The following is a 16,815-nucleotide window of genomic DNA, read 5'->3' on the forward strand; positions in this document are numbered from 1 at the left end:
CGCGCCACGTCGCGCCGGGCCACACACGGGCTCCGGCTCCCCTGATGGTTCGATGGCCGTCGAGGGAGGACGCCTTGGGAGCCACCGGCTGGGAGTAGTCACAGCTCATCGGACGGACGTGTCCGCGGCGCTGCAGGAACTACGGCGGGCCGTGCTCGCCTCCGGCGCCTACACCTGGGCGTCGTCCGCGCCACGACCGGATTCCATCGAGGCGTTGGCCGCCTGCCGCGACCCCGACGTGTGGGAGACGGGATTCCACTCCATTCTCGACGTGTTCACCGTCGTCGACGCAGACACTCCACCCGACGACGCCGATTCCTTCGGCGCGGTACGGCCCGTGACGGCCGACGAACTCGACACCCTCGGTCTCGTCATGCCGACCGAGGCGGACACCGCGACCCTGTTCCGGCTGGCGACCACGCGCCAATGCGGGCGGGTCGCGACGCTGTACCGCGACGGTTCGCCACACCTGCTGTACTTCTTCGGCTTCCCCGGGGACTGACGGCGTCACGGCTGTCACATCATGTGGGCGGGTGTCCGGTTCGGCCGTGCGGAAACCGCATTGCCGGTAGCGTCGCCGGGAAGGAGGTGCGAACGTTGAGCGCAGCACGCGATGAGGAGTTCTTCTCGGCAAGCGAGGAAGGCGAGATGGACATCGTCGACGACGATGCCATCTCCGAGGACGAGCTGGAGGACGAGATCCTGTTGGCCGACGGCTACCGGGCGGCCAACAGTTACGGCACCACCCCCGAGGAGGCGCGGGAGGGCGAGAGCCTCGACCGGCAACTCGCCGCCGAACGACCCGACACCCCGGACACCTGGGTGGACGACGAGTGGCGGGACGGCCCCAACCCCCGGGCCGAACAACTCGTCGCCGACGGCGAGGACGCGGCGGTGGAGACCGGCGGCGAGGACTACACCGACCCCGACGCCGAGGAGACCGCCGTGCACATCCGGGGCCAGGACGCCGACCAGGACGCGGAACTGGGCGACGCCACCCCGAAGGAGTCGTTGGCCGAGGCGGAGGAGTACACCGATCTCGACCAGAGCCGCGACGGCGGACGGCACGACGACTACCGGTGAGCCGCACCGGTTCCCCGGTCAGGACATGACCGTGCCGGGCCGTCTCGGAGGCGGCCCGGCACGGTTCACCGTCGTTCTGGGCGGTTCACGCACGCACCAGTGGCGTGTCCACCAGGTGCTCGGCCAGGAACCACGCCTGCAGTTCCCCGGTGCGGATCACCTCGGACACCAGCAGGTCGTTCGTGCCGTCGTCCCCCATCTCGTCGGCACGGGCGGCGGCGTCGTGGCAGGAGTTGAGGATGGTCTCGTGAGCCTCCAGCAGCCGGGAGATCATCGCGGGCACCTCCTCGGCGCCGTCCGGTGGCCTGGGCACGGTGGTGATCTCCGCGACGTGCCGGGGGTCGCCCACCGCGATGCCGCCGAGGGTCTGGATTCGCTCGGCGATGGTGTCGATGAGGGCGACCTGTTCTCCGGCGTGCTTGTCCAGCAACAGGTGCAGTTGGTAGAACGTCGGGCCGCGCATCAGCCAGTGGTGCTTCTTGTACAGTCCGTAAAGGATCTGGGTGTCGGCGAGGACCTGGTTCAGCCGCTCGCACGAGTACATCCGGGTGTCGTGCGACAGGCCCACCGGGAACTGCCGCACCGTACCGAACTGCTGAATCTCCGCCCCCGTCTGGTGCAGCCACGGCTGGCTGCCCGTCGGCGCGTGTTTACGATCGCCGGATTTGGTCACCAAGGCCGATCCCCCCATTGCACTCGGTATGTCACAGGTACTGACCGTGCCCGATGCTATCCGCCGCGACGGGGACCGCGACCCGAAATGTCCGAATCCGCCGGTTCAGGCGGCGTGGGGAAGTCCGCCACCGAGGCCGCGCATCGGACGCAGCATCCGCAGCAGTTTGACGGCCTCCGCCTTGGAGATCGGCTGGTCCTCCTCCTCAAGCGACTCCAGTTCCAGCTCGATCGCCTGCCGCATGAGTGTCGAGGCGGGTATACCGCGTCTGTCGGCCACCGCGTTCAGGCGCCGGTGCAACTCCACGGGCAGCCGCAGTGATCGGACGACCATCGGTTCGCCCGGTTCGGGAGGCGGGGCCGTGCCGGCCTCGGCGTGGATCAGGTCGGTGAAGTCCTCGGCGGCCACCGACTCGGCCATGTCGACCCAGTCGTCGCCGGTACGGTCGCGGTTCATGACTGTTCCTCCTCCCAGGCCCGGTGGGCCTGCGCCTCGCTGGTCGTCGCCTCACGCGCCCACAGGATCTGCGAGTCGAAGCTCGGCCTCGGCCGGATGATCACCAGCAGTATCCGGCCCTCCCTGGTGCGGCCGAACACCAGCAACAGCCGGGCGCCCTGCCGCTCGACGGGGATCGCGTGCAGCGGTCGGCCGTTGAGCACCTGATGCACCTCGGCCGGCTCGACACCGGTCAGCCGCGCCAGTGCGGCGGGGAGCCATTCCATCGGCACGTCTCCCATCGTAATACGCGCGTAACCCGTCGGCAAGCGCTCGGCGCGGATCACCCAGGGATGCCTCCCCCGCCGGTAAGCTGCGGCGGTCCGTACCACCGCGACCGGTACCAGGGGGAAACACCGATGGACTTCGTGACGGTCGATCCGACGACGGAACTGTGGGACGAGGTGTATCGAGAGCTGCTGCGGCCCTCGTTCCCCGACAACGAGCTGAGTCCCGCCGACGTCCTCGCGCAACGTCTGCAACACGAGACGGCCGCCGCCACCGCCGCGGTGGATCCCGACTCCGGGAAGCCGGTCGCGGTGGCCCTGGGCGAGTGGTCGGAGCGGAGCCGGGTGCAGTTGCTGTCCTACCTGGCGGTGTCCCGGGGGCAACGCGGAACCGGCATCGGCGGCAGGCTGCTGACGGCGGTTCGGGAGGACTGGCGGGAGCGTTTCCGGCCGTGTGCCGTTCTCGCCGAGGTGGAACATCCGTCCGATCACGACGGATCGCGCGCGCACGGCGATCCCGACGCGCGTGTCCGGTTCTACGAACGACAGGGCGCGAAGGCACTGGAGTTGCCGCACTTCCAGCCCGCGCTGAGCGAGGCGACCCCGCGCACCTACGGGATGCTGTTGTTGTGCCTGGATCTGGACTCCGCACTGCGGGGTCCCGAACCGGGCACCATGGACCCCTCGGCGCTGCACGAGTTCCTCGCCGAGTACCTGCGGGAGAACGAGGGCGAGGTCGGCGACGACAAGCCGACGAAGGCGTTGTTCAAGGCGCTCGACCGGGAGTCGGGCATCCCGTTGCGCCCGCTGTCGGAGATCGAGTCGATTCCGCGCTCGGCGAAGCCGTGACGTCACCGCCCGAAGCCGGGGGTCTCGGCGGATACGGGTCAGGTCAGGTGGGTCGTGAAGAAGGCGACGGCGTCGGCGGCGACCTCGGCCCGCACGGCCGCGCCGACGGGTTCGGTGTGCAGGAACCAGTAGTGCCCGACCTCCTCCCCCACCTGCCGGCCGTCGGCTCCCGGGATCAGGTTCGCGTACAGTTCGGCGTTCTCACCGGCCGGGGTGACGTCGTCGGCCCCGCCCCACCGCACCGCGACCGGGCGGTCGATCTCCGTGAGGCTCCGCGGATCCAGGAGCGGGCCGATCGCCGGTGCCACCAGGAAGGCCGCCGACACCCGGGCGTCGGATTGGTCGCCCTCGGCCGAAGTGGGCCATCGGGCGCGCACCGACTCCGGCACCTCGGCGTCGACGGCGGCGACCAGGTCCGGCAGTTCCGGTGTCGGTGGTACCGGAACCGTTCCCGACAGCATGACGGCGAACCGGTCGCGGTCACCTCGCGCACCCACCAGGGCGGCGGCGGTGTATCCGCCGATCGAGAAACCCGCCGCGCCGATGCGGCCGACCGGTCCGGTCTCGGCCAAGTGGTCCATGACGACGGTGAAGTCCCGTGGCCGGTCCCAGAAGGCGGCGAATCCGCCCGCCCGGTACCCGTCGACGTAGTTGTTCCCGTGGTGGTCGACGGACACGGCGAGGAAACCGGCCCGGGACAGCGTCTCGGCGAGCCAGGTCATCTGCTCCGCGGCACCACCGGTCCCGTGCGATACCAGCACCACCGGAGCATCCGGCAGCGGTCGGGCGGGCCGCCACAGGTGTACACGCACCGGTCGCGCCCCGGGGCCGTCCCAGCGGGTGCGGGACGGGTCCGACAACTGGACGACTTCTTTACGGATCACGTGTCCATCCTATGGCGGCCCGGCGACTCAGAGCTCCTGAATTGTTGGCGTCTGATCAGGGAGGGGCGCATCAGGTGGATGAATGGCAAGGCGGAGGGTCTTCTGCGTACCGGTGTTGTACGCGGAAGACCCGACAACGCCGCCAGTCGCCGCCTGAGCGTTCCGAGCCAGACAGTCCAATGATTCAGGAGCTCTAATAAGTCGGCCAACCGGTACGCCACCTCGGTACGCCACTCGTCGAGGTCCGGTGTGACGGCGGGATCGGTGTGGAAGAACTCGAAACGGCCGCCCCAGTACTCGCGCCCGTCCCGAACCCGCACGTCCCAGCGCCGGCCCTCCCCTGCGGCGGTCTCACGGAGTTCCGCCTCGACACCGAACAGACCGTCCGGGTGGCCGTGGTGGGTGGCGACGACGTACCGCCCCGCCGGGATCTCGGCCACGACCACCTCACCGTCGGGTGCGACGTCGGCGGTGACCGATACGCCCACGTGGACCTCGTACTCGCCGTCCCCCTCCGGGACGCTCAGATACCGGTACAGCAGGGGCCCGGCCGGGCTCACACCCCGCTCGTCGAGCCAGCCGAACACCCGGGGCACCAGCGCGTTCACCACTCCCCACTCGGCCAGCCGCACCCACGCCGGGATACCGACGTAACGGCGGGCGTCCCATCGCCGTGTCTCCATCTCCATGTGTGCGTCCTCCTCGGTTCGATGTCGCACGTGTCGGGAGGGGTTACGACGGAGCCCGCCGGAGACGACCGGTGTGTGAGTCACGTCACGGCGGACAGTCGGTCCGGCAGGCCGAAGTCGCCGAACCGGTCCGTCATGTCGAGGAAGGTCACCACCTCCGCGATTCCGCCGTCACGTATCCCCAGTACGACGAGCGCCCATGGAACGTGACCGCCCTCCACCGGGTCGGGCCGGTACTGTCCGAAACCGGGCGCGCCGTTGACGGCGGCGGGTACCAGCCGGGCGTTCCGGCAGAACTCGGTGCCGGCCACGGCTTCGGCGATGAGCCGGCCGCCGCGCCACCACGCGGCGAACGGCGGCATCGACATGACGGCGTCGTCGCGCAGCAGTCCGACCAGCGACTCGACGTCGTGCGCGGTGAACGCGGCGACGTAGTCGTCCAGCAGGCGGCGTTGCGCCGGGTCGAGCGGCATGGCGGGTTCCACGGGGAGGTCGCGGTACCGGGCGAGCGTCTGACGGGCACGCCGCAGCACGCCCGCCACGGCGGTCGAGGTGGTGGCGAGCAGTCCGGCGATCTCGTCCGTGCGCCACGCCAGTACGTCGGCGAGGATGACGACGGCACGTTGCCGTGCGGGCAGGCGCTGAAGCGCCGCGACGAACGCCAGGGTGATCGACTCCCGTGCCGCCACCGCGTCGGCCGGATCCCGGTACTCCGGCAGTACGGCAGTACGGCGGAGTCCGGCACCGGCGTGATCCACCGCTCCGGCGGTGCGGGGGCTCCCAGCGGTGCGTCGAGGGCGACGGGACCGCCCAGGTCCACCGGACGTGCCCGCCTGCCCCGGCGGCGCAGCACGTCCCGGCTCAGATTCGTCGCGATGGCGAACAACCAGGTGCGGGCGGAGCCGCGCAAGGGCTCGAAGTCGGCGTGGCGGCGCCACGCCCTGGTGAACGTCTCCTGGACGACGTCCTCCGCGTCGGGAAGTGAACCGAGCATCCGTTGGCATCCTCACTGCCCTATAGGGCGGTGGTTCCTACGGTGTCTTCGATGCGGGTGTCGGCCCGGTTGTCGAGGTCACTTCGGTGGGTTCCTGTTTCACGGCGCGGTGCCGGAATGTCCGGTCTTATCTGCGCTCCACAGGCGTTTAGGCTCTCCGCCTGCCCGGCGGCGAGGTCGGCGAGTATGCGCCTGCCCTCGTTCCTGATGTTGATCTGGGCGTTGACATCCCGGTCGTGGTGTGTCCCGCACGGGCATGTCCATTGGCGCACCGACAGTCCCGTAAGACCCTTCGGCCCGGTGATGGCCGCGCACGCGCTGCACATCCGGGTGGAGGGGAACCACCGGTCGACGCGGGCGAAGCCGCGCCCGTACCGGGCGCACTTCGTCTCCAGGGCGCGCAGGAACGCGCCCAGGGCCTGGTCGTGGACGGATTTGCCGCGCCTGCCCTTTCTGGTGGCCATGCCCTTGACGTTCAGGTCCTCGACATAGACCGCTTGGTTCTCACGGACTATCGCGGTGGTCGCCTGCTCGATGAAGTCGCGTCGCCGGTTGGCGATGCGGGCATGCACTTTAGCGAGCGTGACACGGGCTTTCGCGCGGTTCTTTGAGCCTTGCTGCTTGCGTGACAGTTCGCGGGACGCTTTGCGAAGTTTCCGTTCGGCCTGCCGGAAGAACTTCGGGGACGTGATGACACGGCCTTTAAGGACAGCGAAACTGGACAACCCGAGGTCGATACCCGTGTCATCAGCGACGTCGGGCAACGGCTCGGGTTCACCGATGTCGACCACGAACGAAGCGAAGTACTTGCCGGTGCTGTCCTTGACCACGGTCACACTCGACGGTTCGGCCGGAAGCCGACGCGACCACCGGACGTCCAGGTCACCGATCTTCGGCAGACGCAGCCTCTTGTTGTCCAAGACCCGGAACCGGGCGTTGCGGGTGAACCGGATCGACTGCCGGGCCGAGCGTTTCTTAAACCTCGGCGGACCCAGTTTCGCGCCCTTACGCTTCCCCTTCACCGAGTCGAAGAAATTCCGGTGCGCCCTATCGCAATCGGCCAGGGCCTGTTGCAGCACCACGGCCGACACCTCTGCCAAGAACTCCCGACCAGGTGTCTTCTTCGCCTCAGTGATCAGCTTCTTCGACAGCTCACCGGTAGTCGGGTACGGCGACCCGGACCGGTACGCCTGCTTGCGTGCCGCCACCGCGTCGTTGAACACCACACGGGCACACCCGAACGCCTTGGCCAACGCGATGCGCTGCCCCGGCGACGGATACACACGGTACCGGTAGCGAAGCTGCACAAGACACAATGTAAACCCTTGGTTAATGCCCGAACACTCCGACATACGTACAGGCCGTCACCGTGCAAACCTCACACACGCCCACTCGGTAACCGTCACGAAGCACCGACACCAAGATATTCACCGACACCCACCTGTCCCGGATGCAAGACATCACACGATACGTGTGCGCCGATATAAAGGAGTGTCATCCCGCCGCTTGCGTCAAGAGTCCCCCGACCTCATACGACACTACTGGCGCGCCAAAAGCCTCCGGCCGGGATCCTACTTCGCCGCATCAGTCGACGGCGCACCAATATCCAACGTTCAGCAGTACATCGAACAACAGAACCATCCCACCCAGCCCCTAGACCCGTCCCACCACCACCCTAAAGACAGTGCACTACGGCAGAAGTCGGTAGCAGTAGCCCAGCAGTTCACGCCGGTGGGCCGCCGTCCAGCGGCTCACGTCGTCCGCAGCCCGTGTCGTCACCCGTCCGATTCTGGCCGAGACCGGTGACGTTTCCGGTGGTTCAGGCGGACGTGGGCAGGTCGGCGGCGAGGTCGACCAGGCGGGCGTGCGAGTCCAACTGGCGTTCCCGGTCGAACGCGGCGGTGGTGATCAACAGTTCGTCGGCCCCCGAGGTGGACACGACGTCGGTGAGTGCCCGCCTCACCTGGGCCGCCGTACCGGCTATGCCGCCCCGCATCGCCTGGTCGAGGTATCGCCGTTGCCGTTCCGTCATCCGCACCGCGTGGACGTCGGCGGGGTCCCACAGGGGCGGGAACTCGCCACCGGTGCGGGACGTCGCGGTGGACCACGCCTCCGAGATCAACAGGTCACGGGCTCGGGTCTCGGAGTCGGCCACCGCGACCGACGCCGAGACGACGACGTGGGAACGGCTCGACCAGTCCGACGGCACGAAGGCGGAACGGTAGGCGTCGATGTGTTCCCGCATGGCGGACGCGCCCCGTACCGGCGCGATCACCAGCGGCAACCCGAGTTCGGCCGCCAGTGCGGCACCGGCGCCGGTGGCGAGTAGGAACGGTCGCGGCCGGCTGCCCTCACCGGGGCGGGCGCGGACGCCGGGGAAGGCGGTCTGGTCACCGCGCAGGTAGCCGAGGAGTTCGGTGACCCGTTCGGCGTGGTCGTCGGCGTCGGTGCCGCGCAGCGCGGCGCGGACGGCCGGGGTGAAACCGGTGGACCGGCCCAGGCCGAGGTCGATCCGGCCCGGGTACAGGGCCTCCAGTACGCCGAACTGTTCGGCCACCACCAGCGGCGAGTGGTTGGGGAGCATGACCCCTCCGGTGCCGACCCTGATCCGTGAGGTGCGCGCGGCCACGGCGGCGGCGAGCACGGTCGGTGCCGATCCGGCGATACCGGGCACACTGTGGTGTTCCGACACCCAGAACCGGTGGAAGCCGAGTCGTTCGACGGCCTCGGCCATGGCGACGGTGGCGCGCAGTGCGGCCTCGGGTGTCTCTCCGGCACGCACGCCCGAACGATCCAGTATGGAGAGCGGAATGGGGGTCACATCGACGACAACGTCCCGCCGCACGGCCGAATTTCGGCCGGTGTCGGTCGTCACCCGCGCACTGCGGCACCAGGTCTCCCCCGCGGCGTGGTCGGCACCACGATGCGGAATGCGAACACGTGTTCTACACTCGGGCGATGCGTTGGGAACAGTTGAGCCCGGTCGAGGCCGATTCGGGCCCCACGCCGCCGCTGATCCCCCGAGCAGCGGTGGCACGTACGTTCGACACGCCTGAGTTCGCCGGCCTGACGTTCTACGAGATCCACGCCCGCTCGATCATCAACCGGGTCCCCGCCGAGTCACGGATGCCGTTCCGGCACACGGTGAACCCGTATCGCGGTTGCAGCCACGCGTGCCGCTACTGTTTCGCCCGCAACACTCACCGATACCTGGATCTTGACAGCGGCGCCGACTTCGACTCCAAGGTCGTCGTCAAGGTCAACGCGGCGGAGTTGCTGCGCCGCGAACTGCGGGCACCCCGGTGGCGCGGTGAGCACGTCGCCATGGGAACCAATGTGGACTGCTATCAGCGGGCCGAGGGCCGGTACCGGCTCATGCCCGGGATAATCTCGGCGCTCACCGAAGCCGCCAACCCGTTCTCCATCCTCACCAAGGGGACGCTGATACTGCGTGACCTGCCGCTGTTGACCGAGGCCGCGATCCGCACCTCGGTGCACACCTCGGTGTCGGTCGGCTTCCTCGACACCGAGGTGTGGCGGCAGGTGGAACCGGGGACGCCCCGTCCCACCGCCCGGTTGGACGCGTGCGCGAGACTCACGGACGCCGGCGTGGAGTGCGGCGTCCTCATCGCACCGGTGCTGCCGTTCCTGACCGACTCCGACGCCCAGCTGCGCGAGACGGTCGCGGCCTGCGCCGAGGCCGGAGCCACCAGCGTCACCGCGATCACGCTCCATCTGCGCCCCGGCGCACGCGAGTGGTACCTGGCATGGCTGCGCGAGGCGCACCCCGACCTGCTGCCGCGCTACCGGCGGTTGTACTCCGGCGGGTCCTACGCCGCCGCGAGCTACCGTCGCCGCATCTCCGACACGGTCAGGGAGCTGGCCGAACGGCACGGCGTCCGCCGCCGGCCCCATCGCGGTACCCCCGCGCCGCCCGTGGTGGCGCCACCGGCGCAGCCCAGGCTGTTCTGACCGTCTCCGGTTTCGACGCGTGAGAGCCGCCTCGGGTGGCCGGCGAGCCCGGAAGGCGTGCACGGGCCCGGACCACCCGAGACGGGAAGGGCGGGTCACGTGACGATGCCGACCTCGGTGCCCTGTGACAGCGACCGGCTCACGGTGCACGCACGGGTGTGCACCCGCTCGGCCACCGCCTCGTACACCGCGGCGGCCTCGGGGTCGTCGGCCGGGAGTTCGACGTCGTAGTCGACGGTCACCGGCCCCAGCAACGTCGGTGCGACCTTCTCGGCGGTCACGTCCATCGCCAACCGGGTCAGCCGGTGGCCCCGTTGCGCCGTCAGCGGTTCGACGGTGACGATGTTGCAGCCGCCGACCGCCGCGAGCAGCAGCTCCACCGGGGTGAATCCACCGGGGAGGTCCGTGCCTCCGATCACGACCTCACCACCCCGGTCGTTGCGCGCGATGAAACCGCCGTCGTCCGTCCGTTCCACTCGTACCGAGGCCATCGGCCCGCTCCTTCTGTCGATTCAGGTGAAGACGTCGGCGGAAACCCGGCCGCGTCGCCGGGTATTCCATTCCCGGCGCGGACCAGTGTCACACCCGTCGGCGGAATCCCCCGCGCGCGCCGACCGTTGTGCCGGACGTGAACCGTGACGTGGACGTGGTGGTGGTCGGAGCCGGGCAGGCCGGGCTCTCGGCCGCGTACTTCCTGCGCAAGGCGGGTCTCGTCCCCGATGAGGACTTCGTCGTCCTCGACCGCTACAACGGGCCGGGCGGTGCGTGGCGCCACCGGTGGCCGTCGCTGACCTTCACCACGGTCCACGGGATCCACCAGCTCCCCGGCATGGCCGTTCCCGAACCGGATCCGGCCGAGTCGGTCGCGCCGGTGGTGTCGGCGTACTTCGGTGAGTACGAACGCCGGTTCGCGCTTCCGGTCCACCGGCCCGTCGACGTCCGTGAGGTCCGTGACCTCCCGGACGGGCGGCTCGTCGTGACGACCGACGACGGGGAGTGGCGGACCAGGGCACTGGTGAACGCCACCGGCACGTGGGAGAAACCCTTCTGGCCGTACTACCCCGGGCAGGAGCGGTTCTCCGGCCGCCAACTCCACACCGCCGATTACCGGGACCGGGAGGAGTTCCGCGACCGGCGGGTCCTGGTGGTGGGCGGAGGGGCCTCCGGTATCCAACTGTTGATGGAGATCGCGGAGGTCGCCTCGCGCACGTACTGGGTCACGCGGCGGGAACCGGTGTTCGTCGACCGGCCGTTCGACCGGGACTGGGGTCGGGAGGTCGTGGCACGTGTGGCCGACCGCGTCAGCCGTGGACTGCCTCCCGAGAGCGTCGTCAAGGCCACCGGATACCGGCTCACACCACAGATCGAGGCCGCGCGCCGAGACGGTCCCCTGCGCCGGCTCCCGATGTTCGACCGGATCGAACCCACCGGCGTGCGGTGGCGGGACGGCCGCTTCGCGGAGGTGGACGTGATCCTGTGGGCCACCGGCTTCCGCGCGGCGTTGGACCACCTCGCGCCGCTGCGGTTGCGCGGGCCGGGCGGCGGGATCGTCATGGACGGCACCCGAGTCGCCGCCGACCCCCGGATCCACCTGGTCGGATACGGCCCCTCCGCCAGCACGATCGGCGCCAATCGGGCGGGACGCGATGCGGTCCGGGAACTGCGGAGGTTCCTGGCGCGACGGCCGCAGCCGGTGGCCGCCTGACGGGCTTCGGCCGAACGGTCTCACCACAGTGGGAACGGCCGCCCGGCGGGTCTACCGCGACGGCATCAGTCCGTGCCGGCTGAGCCACGCGTCCATCTCGGCGAAGAACAGCTTCCGCGCCGGTAGCTGTGACAGAGCCAGATCGTGACGGCCACCGCGTATCCGGACCACCTCCACGTCGTCACCGATCCGGTCGGCCGCCGCCACGATGCCGTCGGCGTTGAGCACGGCGTCGGCGGTGTGGGCCGACTCGTCCCAGCCGGTCTGGGAGTAGGACTCCGTCGCCGCGGCGACCAGCACCGGCACCCCGACGTTCAGGCCGCGCCTGACGAGTTTCTGCGCCCGGTCGACGGCGCGCAACCACCCCAGTCTCACCGGGGTGCCCTCCAGCGGTTTCCACGTCATGTCGAAGTCCCACTCGCCGTAGTGGTCGCGGTGGAGGCTCTGCACGTTGATTCCCGGCCCACCGCCCGGAAGGGCGTGCTTGGGGGCGAACAGTCCGGCGATGTCGAGCGGCGGCGAGGTGACCAGGTACCCGAGCCGGTCGATGTTCATGGCGAAGAACGGACTGTTGAGGATGAGACCGGTCAGCCACGGGTGCCGGCGCATCCGGTGTGTCCACAGGGTACCGGTCAGGCCGCCGGTGGAATGTCCGTAGAGGATGACGGAGTCGTGTCCACGGTCGCGGACCGCTGTCGTGGCGGCGTCCAGGTCGGCGAAGTACTCCGGGATGTGCCGCACGAAGTGCGGCGTCTGGTGCGGCCGGAGACTGCGACCGGCCTTCCGCAGGTCCACGGCGTAGAAGCCGAACCCGCGCTCGACGAAGAAGTCCGCGACGTGCGGGTGGAAGAAGTAGTCGGAGAACCCGTGGACGTACAACACCGCGGGGCCGTCGACCGGTGCGTCGACCCGGCTCACGAGCGTGGCGACGACCTCGCCCTCGTCGTCGGCACCGAGCGGGATGGTGCTGCGCCGGTACTGCTCACCGAGCAGATCAGGTTCCATAACGACCATTGATACCGCACGCGGCGGCGGATCCCGGGTGACCCGCCGCCGAATGTGGCGTATTACCCGCCGGTAGCAACCGGCCGGGTCACTCCTCGCCGAACAGCTCCTCGCCGACCTCGTCGAAGACCTCGCCCAGCACCATCCCACCGACGACACCGGCGGCGGCACCGGCGACCACGCCGCCCATACCGCCGTGGTGGCCTCCGTGGTGCGACTGGTGCGGGATCCGGTCCGCCAGTTCGGAGACCCAGCCGCCCACGAGCGACGGCCAGTCGGCGGACTCGGCCTCCTCATGGGACATCCGGAATCGGCCGAAGGCGTCGCCGCCGCTTCGGCCGTCGGCCTCCAACACGACCTCGATCTCACGCGGATCGGCGACGAAGGTCAGCTCCACCTCGCCGACCCGCCCGCGGTACTGCGACGGCGCGATGTACTCGATCTCCTGGTAGAACGGCAACTGCTGCGCCACACCGTGGATCCTGCCGTGTTCGAGGTCGGCACTGCGGAACTGGAAACCCAGGCCCTCGAAGGCCTCCAACACCGCCTCCTGGCAGCCCAGCGGATGCACGTTGACCGGGTCGAGGTCGCCCTTGTCGACGGCCTTGGCCACGGCGAGCTCGGTGCGCACTCCCACGGCCATGCCCCGCAACGGCTTCCCGTAGAACATGGTCACCGGGGTCTCCCACGGCACCGGCAACTCGAAGTCGATGCGGCGTTCCTCGCCGGCGGCCAGGCCGAACTCGCCGGACACGACCGACCGGGCGAACTCGACCACCGCGCCGCCCTCGGCGTCACCCATCTCCACCTCGGCCCTGGTGACCAGCGACAACACCACCTCCTGGATCACCACGTCGTGGTCTCCGCCGGTGATCTCGACCGTGCCGGTGAGCGTGCGTCCGGGCTGCGTGTCGGCACGGTGGAGGACCGTGTCGACGCCGGGGCCGCCGACGCCGAACGCCCGCATGAGCTTCTTGAAGACCAAAGGACACTCCTTGTTCGAAGAGCCGGAGACACCCGCACGAGACCACGCCACTGTGGACGGCGGCGCCAAAGGAACGACAGACTATCACGTGGCACTGTATGGTTACCGTTCTGCCGGACACGGAGGAGACACGGATGGCGGTGGAACTGCTGAGAATCGGGGAACTGGCAACCGCCGCCGGAGTCAGCCCCCGCACCGTCGACTTCTACACACGACTAGGGATCCTCACCCCGGCGGAACGTACCCGGGGCGGATTCCGGATGTACGATCGCCGCGCGGTGGCACGGATCGCCGCCGTGCGACGACTGGAACAGTGCGGGATCGGCCTGGGCGTGATCGCCGCCTCGCTACAGGCCGGGGAGACCTCCCCCACCGCCGTACTGGCGGGCATCGCCCGCGACACCGAGGCACTGGAATCGGCCGCCCCCACCGGGGACCCGGCGACGGACCGGCTCATAGTGGCCGTGTTGGAACGCTCTCATCACCTGATCACCACCGCCGCCGAACTGATGGGCGTCCTGTCCTGACCGGTTCACCGCAACGGCTGCAGGACATACCGGAAACCGGTCGCGTCGGCGGCGTCGGTCAGGCACACCCGGCCGCCGACCGGGTCCACCGAGATCCGGGTGACCGCCGACCCGACCGCCCGCAGGCCGTCCATCACGTAACCGGAGTGGAAGTCCATCGAACCCTCGCCTCCGGTCGATCGGACCGGAATCGACTCACGCGCACCCGCCGCGTCACCGCCTCCCGCCGAAACCGCGAGTTCGCCGTCCCGGCAGGCGAGTGTGATCCGTGAGGTGCCACCGGCCACGAGCGACACCCGCCGTACCGCCGACGCCAGATCATCGGTCCGGGTGTCGACCAGGGGCAGATACTCCGCCGACAACAGCGGCTCCACCGGTGGCGGCCGCCCGTCCAGCACCCGGCACACCATCAGCCGCTCCGACACCGTCAACCCGAAGCCTCCCGTCTCCCTCGGAAGACGCAACTCCATCTCCCGGGCGGGGTCGTCGACCGCCCGGGCCGCCGCGTCGAGGGATCCCGCCGGTACGACCACGTCACCTGGCGCGCGGCCGGATCCGGCCCGCCACGGGACACGTGCGACGGCGAGGCGGTAACGGTCGGTGGCGAACAGGGTCACCGCGTCCGCGTCGAATCGGCACCGCACTCCGGTGAGCACCGGCACCGCGCTGTCACGAGCCGCCGCGGGCACCACCCTGGCTACGGCGGCGGCGAACGGACCCGCCGTCACCGTTCCGGCGACCTCGGGCGCCCGAGGAACGGCCGGATAGTCCGCGGCCGGCATGGTGGGCAGCAGGAAGCGCGCGGCGCCACAGGTCAGCTCCACCAGCGGCCCCGTGGCGGTCACGACGACCTCGGAGGCGGGGAGCGCCTTCACGATCTGACCGAGCAGCCTGCCGGACACCAGCGCGGCACCGTCGCGGTGCCGCCGTACCGGATGCGACGCCCTGGCGAGTACGTCGTGGTCGTAGCCGGTGACGTGCAACCGGCCGTCCGACACCGTCAACAGGACCCCCGCCAGCACCGGCACCGTCGGATGGGTGGCCACCCCCTGCCCCGCCCAGGTCATCGCCGCGGCCAGTTCTCGGCGGTCGATGGTGAACTGCATGGTGCCTCCGTCGCGGTGCGGTACGCGGCCGTGGACGCCGTCCCGGCGCGGTCGGTGGCGCGTATGGGACGGCCACCGGCCGTGATGTCACCGTATGGGGCGGGTGTGACGGTTTCGGTGCGCCGGTACGGCTACCGGCCTTCGGACACACGCCACGACGTGTCCAAGCGGGGAATCCGCTCCCAACGAGGGGGTCATTGCCTATTCTGGAACTGGCCGCTCCCCGCCGACTCGAACGAAGATCGAAATGTATTGTCGCTGGTTTGGTACACCTCGGTTTCACAGATCGGCCCCCGCCCGTCTGACCGGTCCGGACCCGTCCGCCACGTGGGCGAGACGGCGGCCACCGCGTTGCCGTGATGTCACACATCGGCTATTGTCCGCCGCGCAAGGTGTCGATACAGTCACCCTGGGCGACCAACGGGAGGGCGACATGGTTGATCCCGACGATCTGGACGGGGCACTCGCCGCGTGCCCGGCATGCGACGGCCTGGGCATCCGGCTGTCACGGTGCTCCGGGTGTGCCCCCGTACCCGACGGCGGCTGCGGAGACTGTGGTGGCACGGGTTACTCCCAGGCGATGTGCGACACCTGCGACCACACCGGCATGGTGTGCGCGCAGTTGGTCATATCCGTCATCAACGTGGACCTCGCAACGGTCGCGTCCACTCAGGTCGTCGCCGGGGCGCATCAGCCCCGGCGGTTGCCGCACGGCGGGTGGGGCATCGACTGCGCGGCGATCGTCGCGGACCTGGCCAGCCAGGTGAGCGCGCCCGGCCTGAGCCCGGCCGACTCGATCACCGAGGTGATCCCGCTTCCCTCCGACTACCACCCGGAACTGCCTGCGGCGGTCCGGTGGGAGATGGAGGCCAACGCGATCGCGGTGGCGGCCGGGGAGTCGCGTTGGCGGGTGCTGCGCGGTGCGTCGTTGGCGACGCAGGTCGCCGCCCACACCATGGAACGGCCCGGCTGCGACTGCGCGGGCTCGGCCCCGCCGACCGGCCCGGCACCACACGACACGCTGTGCGCGCACTGCCGCGACCAGAGTGGTGGCGCACCGGCGATGACGATCCCGTCCGGGCGGCGCCCGGCCGTGGGACCGGCACGGCACGGCACGGGACGCTGGACGGTGGGGCACCTGACCCAGCTCGGCTTCGGACTGGGCCTGGCGATCGACGTCACCTGCCGGGCGGTGTCCCCCACCTCCGCGGAGGTGAAGACCCTGTGGAGCGTCACCTGGACGGCCCCCGACGCCCCGCCTGACACCGAGGCCGAACCGCTTCCGGAGTTCGAACAGGCGGTGGCGGCGGCGGCCGACCGGCTCGCCCACATTCCGGGGCGCCTGTACCCGGCGGGAGAGATGATCCCAGTGCCGCGACAGGCCCTGCCTCCGGTGGTCGGGCTGGCCCGGATGGAGCCCACGCTGTCGGCCCTGACGTCGTACCTGTCGTCCTCCGTCGACACGACCGTGCGCTGCAGGGTCGAACCGGGCCGTTGCACGATCCACCTGTGTGCCGACGGCCGCCGCCGGCAGCTCGCGGACGGCACCGACTTCGAGTCGGCGATGGCCGCCATCGGCCTGTAGGAACACGCGGGCGTCCCCCGGCCACCACCTTCGCGC

At 69.9% G+C, this 16,815-nt stretch carries 19 protein-coding genes and 2 pseudogenes; 8 read left to right on the plus strand and 13 right to left on the minus strand.

The window, feature by feature from the left end:
• Positions 1-118 precede the first annotated feature (118 nt).
• On the plus strand, positions 119-502 hold the full coding sequence (locus tag LX16_RS08975; RefSeq protein ID WP_147135906.1) for a hypothetical protein: 384 nt from the start codon (positions 119-121) through the stop codon (positions 500-502).
• A 95-nt stretch (positions 503-597) separates the two neighbouring features.
• On the plus strand, positions 598-1,083 hold the full coding sequence (locus tag LX16_RS08980) for a hypothetical protein (RefSeq protein ID WP_147135910.1): 486 nt from the start codon (positions 598-600) through the stop codon (positions 1,081-1,083).
• Positions 1,084-1,168: 85 nt separating this feature from the next.
• On the opposite strand, the gene LX16_RS08985 is transcribed toward LX16_RS08980, so the two are convergent.
• From LX16_RS08985 to LX16_RS08995, 3 genes are all read right to left on the minus strand, one after another.
• Complete coding sequence (locus LX16_RS08985; RefSeq protein WP_345740632.1) at positions 1,169-1,759, minus strand: Dps family protein; 591 nt, start codon at positions 1,757-1,759, stop codon at positions 1,169-1,171.
• Positions 1,760-1,861: 102 nt separating this feature from the next.
• Positions 1,862-2,212, minus strand: coding sequence for a ribbon-helix-helix protein, CopG family (locus LX16_RS08990; RefSeq protein ID WP_147135917.1), 351 nt, complete (start codon positions 2,210-2,212; stop codon positions 1,862-1,864).
• A complete protein-coding gene (locus tag LX16_RS08995; RefSeq protein WP_158645536.1) occupies positions 2,209-2,484 on the minus strand; it encodes a hypothetical protein in 276 nt (91 codons plus the stop codon). Before LX16_RS08995 ends, LX16_RS08990 begins: the two co-directional genes overlap by 4 nt.
• 126 nt (positions 2,485-2,610) lie before the next feature.
• On the opposite strand from LX16_RS08995, the gene LX16_RS09000 reads away from it, so the two are divergent.
• A complete protein-coding gene (locus LX16_RS09000; RefSeq protein WP_158645537.1) occupies positions 2,611-3,327 on the plus strand; it encodes a GNAT family N-acetyltransferase in 717 nt (238 codons plus the stop codon).
• A gap of 38 nt (positions 3,328-3,365) precedes the next feature.
• On the opposite strand, the gene LX16_RS09005 is transcribed toward LX16_RS09000, so the two are convergent.
• From LX16_RS09005 to LX16_RS09020, 5 genes and pseudogenes are all read right to left on the minus strand, one after another.
• On the minus strand, positions 3,366-4,211 hold the full coding sequence (locus LX16_RS09005; protein WP_147135925.1) for an alpha/beta hydrolase family protein: 846 nt from the start codon (positions 4,209-4,211) through the stop codon (positions 3,366-3,368).
• Complete coding sequence (locus LX16_RS09010; RefSeq protein ID WP_147135928.1) at positions 4,208-4,900, minus strand: GyrI-like domain-containing protein; 693 nt, start codon at positions 4,898-4,900, stop codon at positions 4,208-4,210. The genes LX16_RS09005 and LX16_RS09010 overlap by 4 nt, the downstream gene beginning before the upstream one ends.
• 80 nt (positions 4,901-4,980) lie before the next feature.
• Positions 4,981-5,658, minus strand: a complete 678-nt coding sequence (locus LX16_RS09015) for a sigma factor-like helix-turn-helix DNA-binding protein (protein WP_211354357.1) — start codon at positions 5,656-5,658, stop codon at positions 4,981-4,983.
• A gap of 131 nt (positions 5,659-5,789) precedes the next feature.
• Positions 5,790-5,894 (minus strand): annotated as a pseudogene (locus tag LX16_RS28215) (sigma factor); the annotation flags it as partial.
• Between the two features lie 20 nt (positions 5,895-5,914).
• Positions 5,915-7,201: an RNA-guided endonuclease TnpB family protein gene (locus LX16_RS09020; RefSeq protein ID WP_170283853.1), complete on the minus strand. Its 1,287-nt coding sequence runs from the start codon at positions 7,199-7,201 to the stop codon at positions 5,915-5,917.
• A gap of 25 nt (positions 7,202-7,226) precedes the next feature.
• Here LX16_RS09020 and LX16_RS09025 point away from each other — a divergent pair.
• Positions 7,227-7,517: pseudogene (locus LX16_RS09025) on the plus strand (transposase); the annotation flags it as partial.
• Between the two features lie 196 nt (positions 7,518-7,713).
• Here LX16_RS09025 and LX16_RS09030 read toward each other — a convergent pair.
• The gene (locus tag LX16_RS09030) at positions 7,714-8,739 is read right to left on the minus strand and encodes an MsnO8 family LLM class oxidoreductase (protein ID WP_483263572.1); all 1,026 of its coding nucleotides are present in this window, start codon (positions 8,737-8,739) and stop codon (positions 7,714-7,716) included.
• 113 nt (positions 8,740-8,852) lie between these two features.
• On the opposite strand from LX16_RS09030, the gene LX16_RS09035 reads away from it, so the two are divergent.
• Positions 8,853-9,866: an Rv2578c family radical SAM protein gene (locus tag LX16_RS09035; protein ID WP_147135935.1), complete on the plus strand. Its 1,014-nt coding sequence runs from the start codon at positions 8,853-8,855 to the stop codon at positions 9,864-9,866.
• Positions 9,867-9,961: 95 nt separating this feature from the next.
• Here the strand turns inward: LX16_RS09035 and LX16_RS09040 are convergent, their stop codons facing one another.
• Positions 9,962-10,357, minus strand: a complete 396-nt coding sequence (locus tag LX16_RS09040) for an OsmC family protein (protein WP_147135938.1) — start codon at positions 10,355-10,357, stop codon at positions 9,962-9,964.
• Between the two features lie 137 nt (positions 10,358-10,494).
• Here LX16_RS09040 and LX16_RS09045 point away from each other — a divergent pair, with 137 nt between their 5' ends.
• Positions 10,495-11,571, plus strand: coding sequence for an NAD(P)-binding domain-containing protein (locus LX16_RS09045; protein WP_147135941.1), 1,077 nt, complete (start codon positions 10,495-10,497; stop codon positions 11,569-11,571).
• 51 nt (positions 11,572-11,622) lie between these two features.
• Here the strand turns inward: LX16_RS09045 and LX16_RS09050 are convergent, their stop codons facing one another.
• Positions 11,623-12,576, minus strand: a complete 954-nt coding sequence (locus LX16_RS09050) for an alpha/beta hydrolase (protein WP_147135944.1) — start codon at positions 12,574-12,576, stop codon at positions 11,623-11,625.
• Positions 12,577-12,664: 88 nt separating this feature from the next.
• Complete coding sequence (locus LX16_RS09055; protein WP_147135948.1) at positions 12,665-13,561, minus strand: sporulation protein; 897 nt, start codon at positions 13,559-13,561, stop codon at positions 12,665-12,667.
• A gap of 134 nt (positions 13,562-13,695) precedes the next feature.
• On the opposite strand from LX16_RS09055, the gene LX16_RS09060 reads away from it, so the two are divergent.
• Complete coding sequence (locus LX16_RS09060) at positions 13,696-14,088, plus strand: helix-turn-helix domain-containing protein (RefSeq protein ID WP_158645538.1); 393 nt, start codon at positions 13,696-13,698, stop codon at positions 14,086-14,088.
• Positions 14,089-14,093: 5 nt separating this feature from the next.
• Here the strand turns inward: LX16_RS09060 and dnaN are convergent, their stop codons facing one another.
• Positions 14,094-15,194, minus strand: a complete 1,101-nt coding sequence (gene dnaN / locus LX16_RS09065) for a DNA polymerase III subunit beta (protein WP_147135953.1) — start codon at positions 15,192-15,194, stop codon at positions 14,094-14,096.
• A gap of 433 nt (positions 15,195-15,627) precedes the next feature.
• Here dnaN and LX16_RS09070 point away from each other — a divergent pair, with 433 nt between their 5' ends.
• Entirely contained in the window at positions 15,628-16,779 is a 1,152-nt protein-coding gene (locus tag LX16_RS09070) for a hypothetical protein (protein WP_147135956.1), read from the plus strand.
• The last annotated feature ends 36 nt before the right edge of the window (positions 16,780-16,815 follow it).

This window comes from Stackebrandtia albiflava, assembly GCF_007994225.1.
Lineage (GTDB): Bacteria > Actinomycetota > Actinomycetes > Mycobacteriales > Micromonosporaceae > Stackebrandtia > Stackebrandtia albiflava.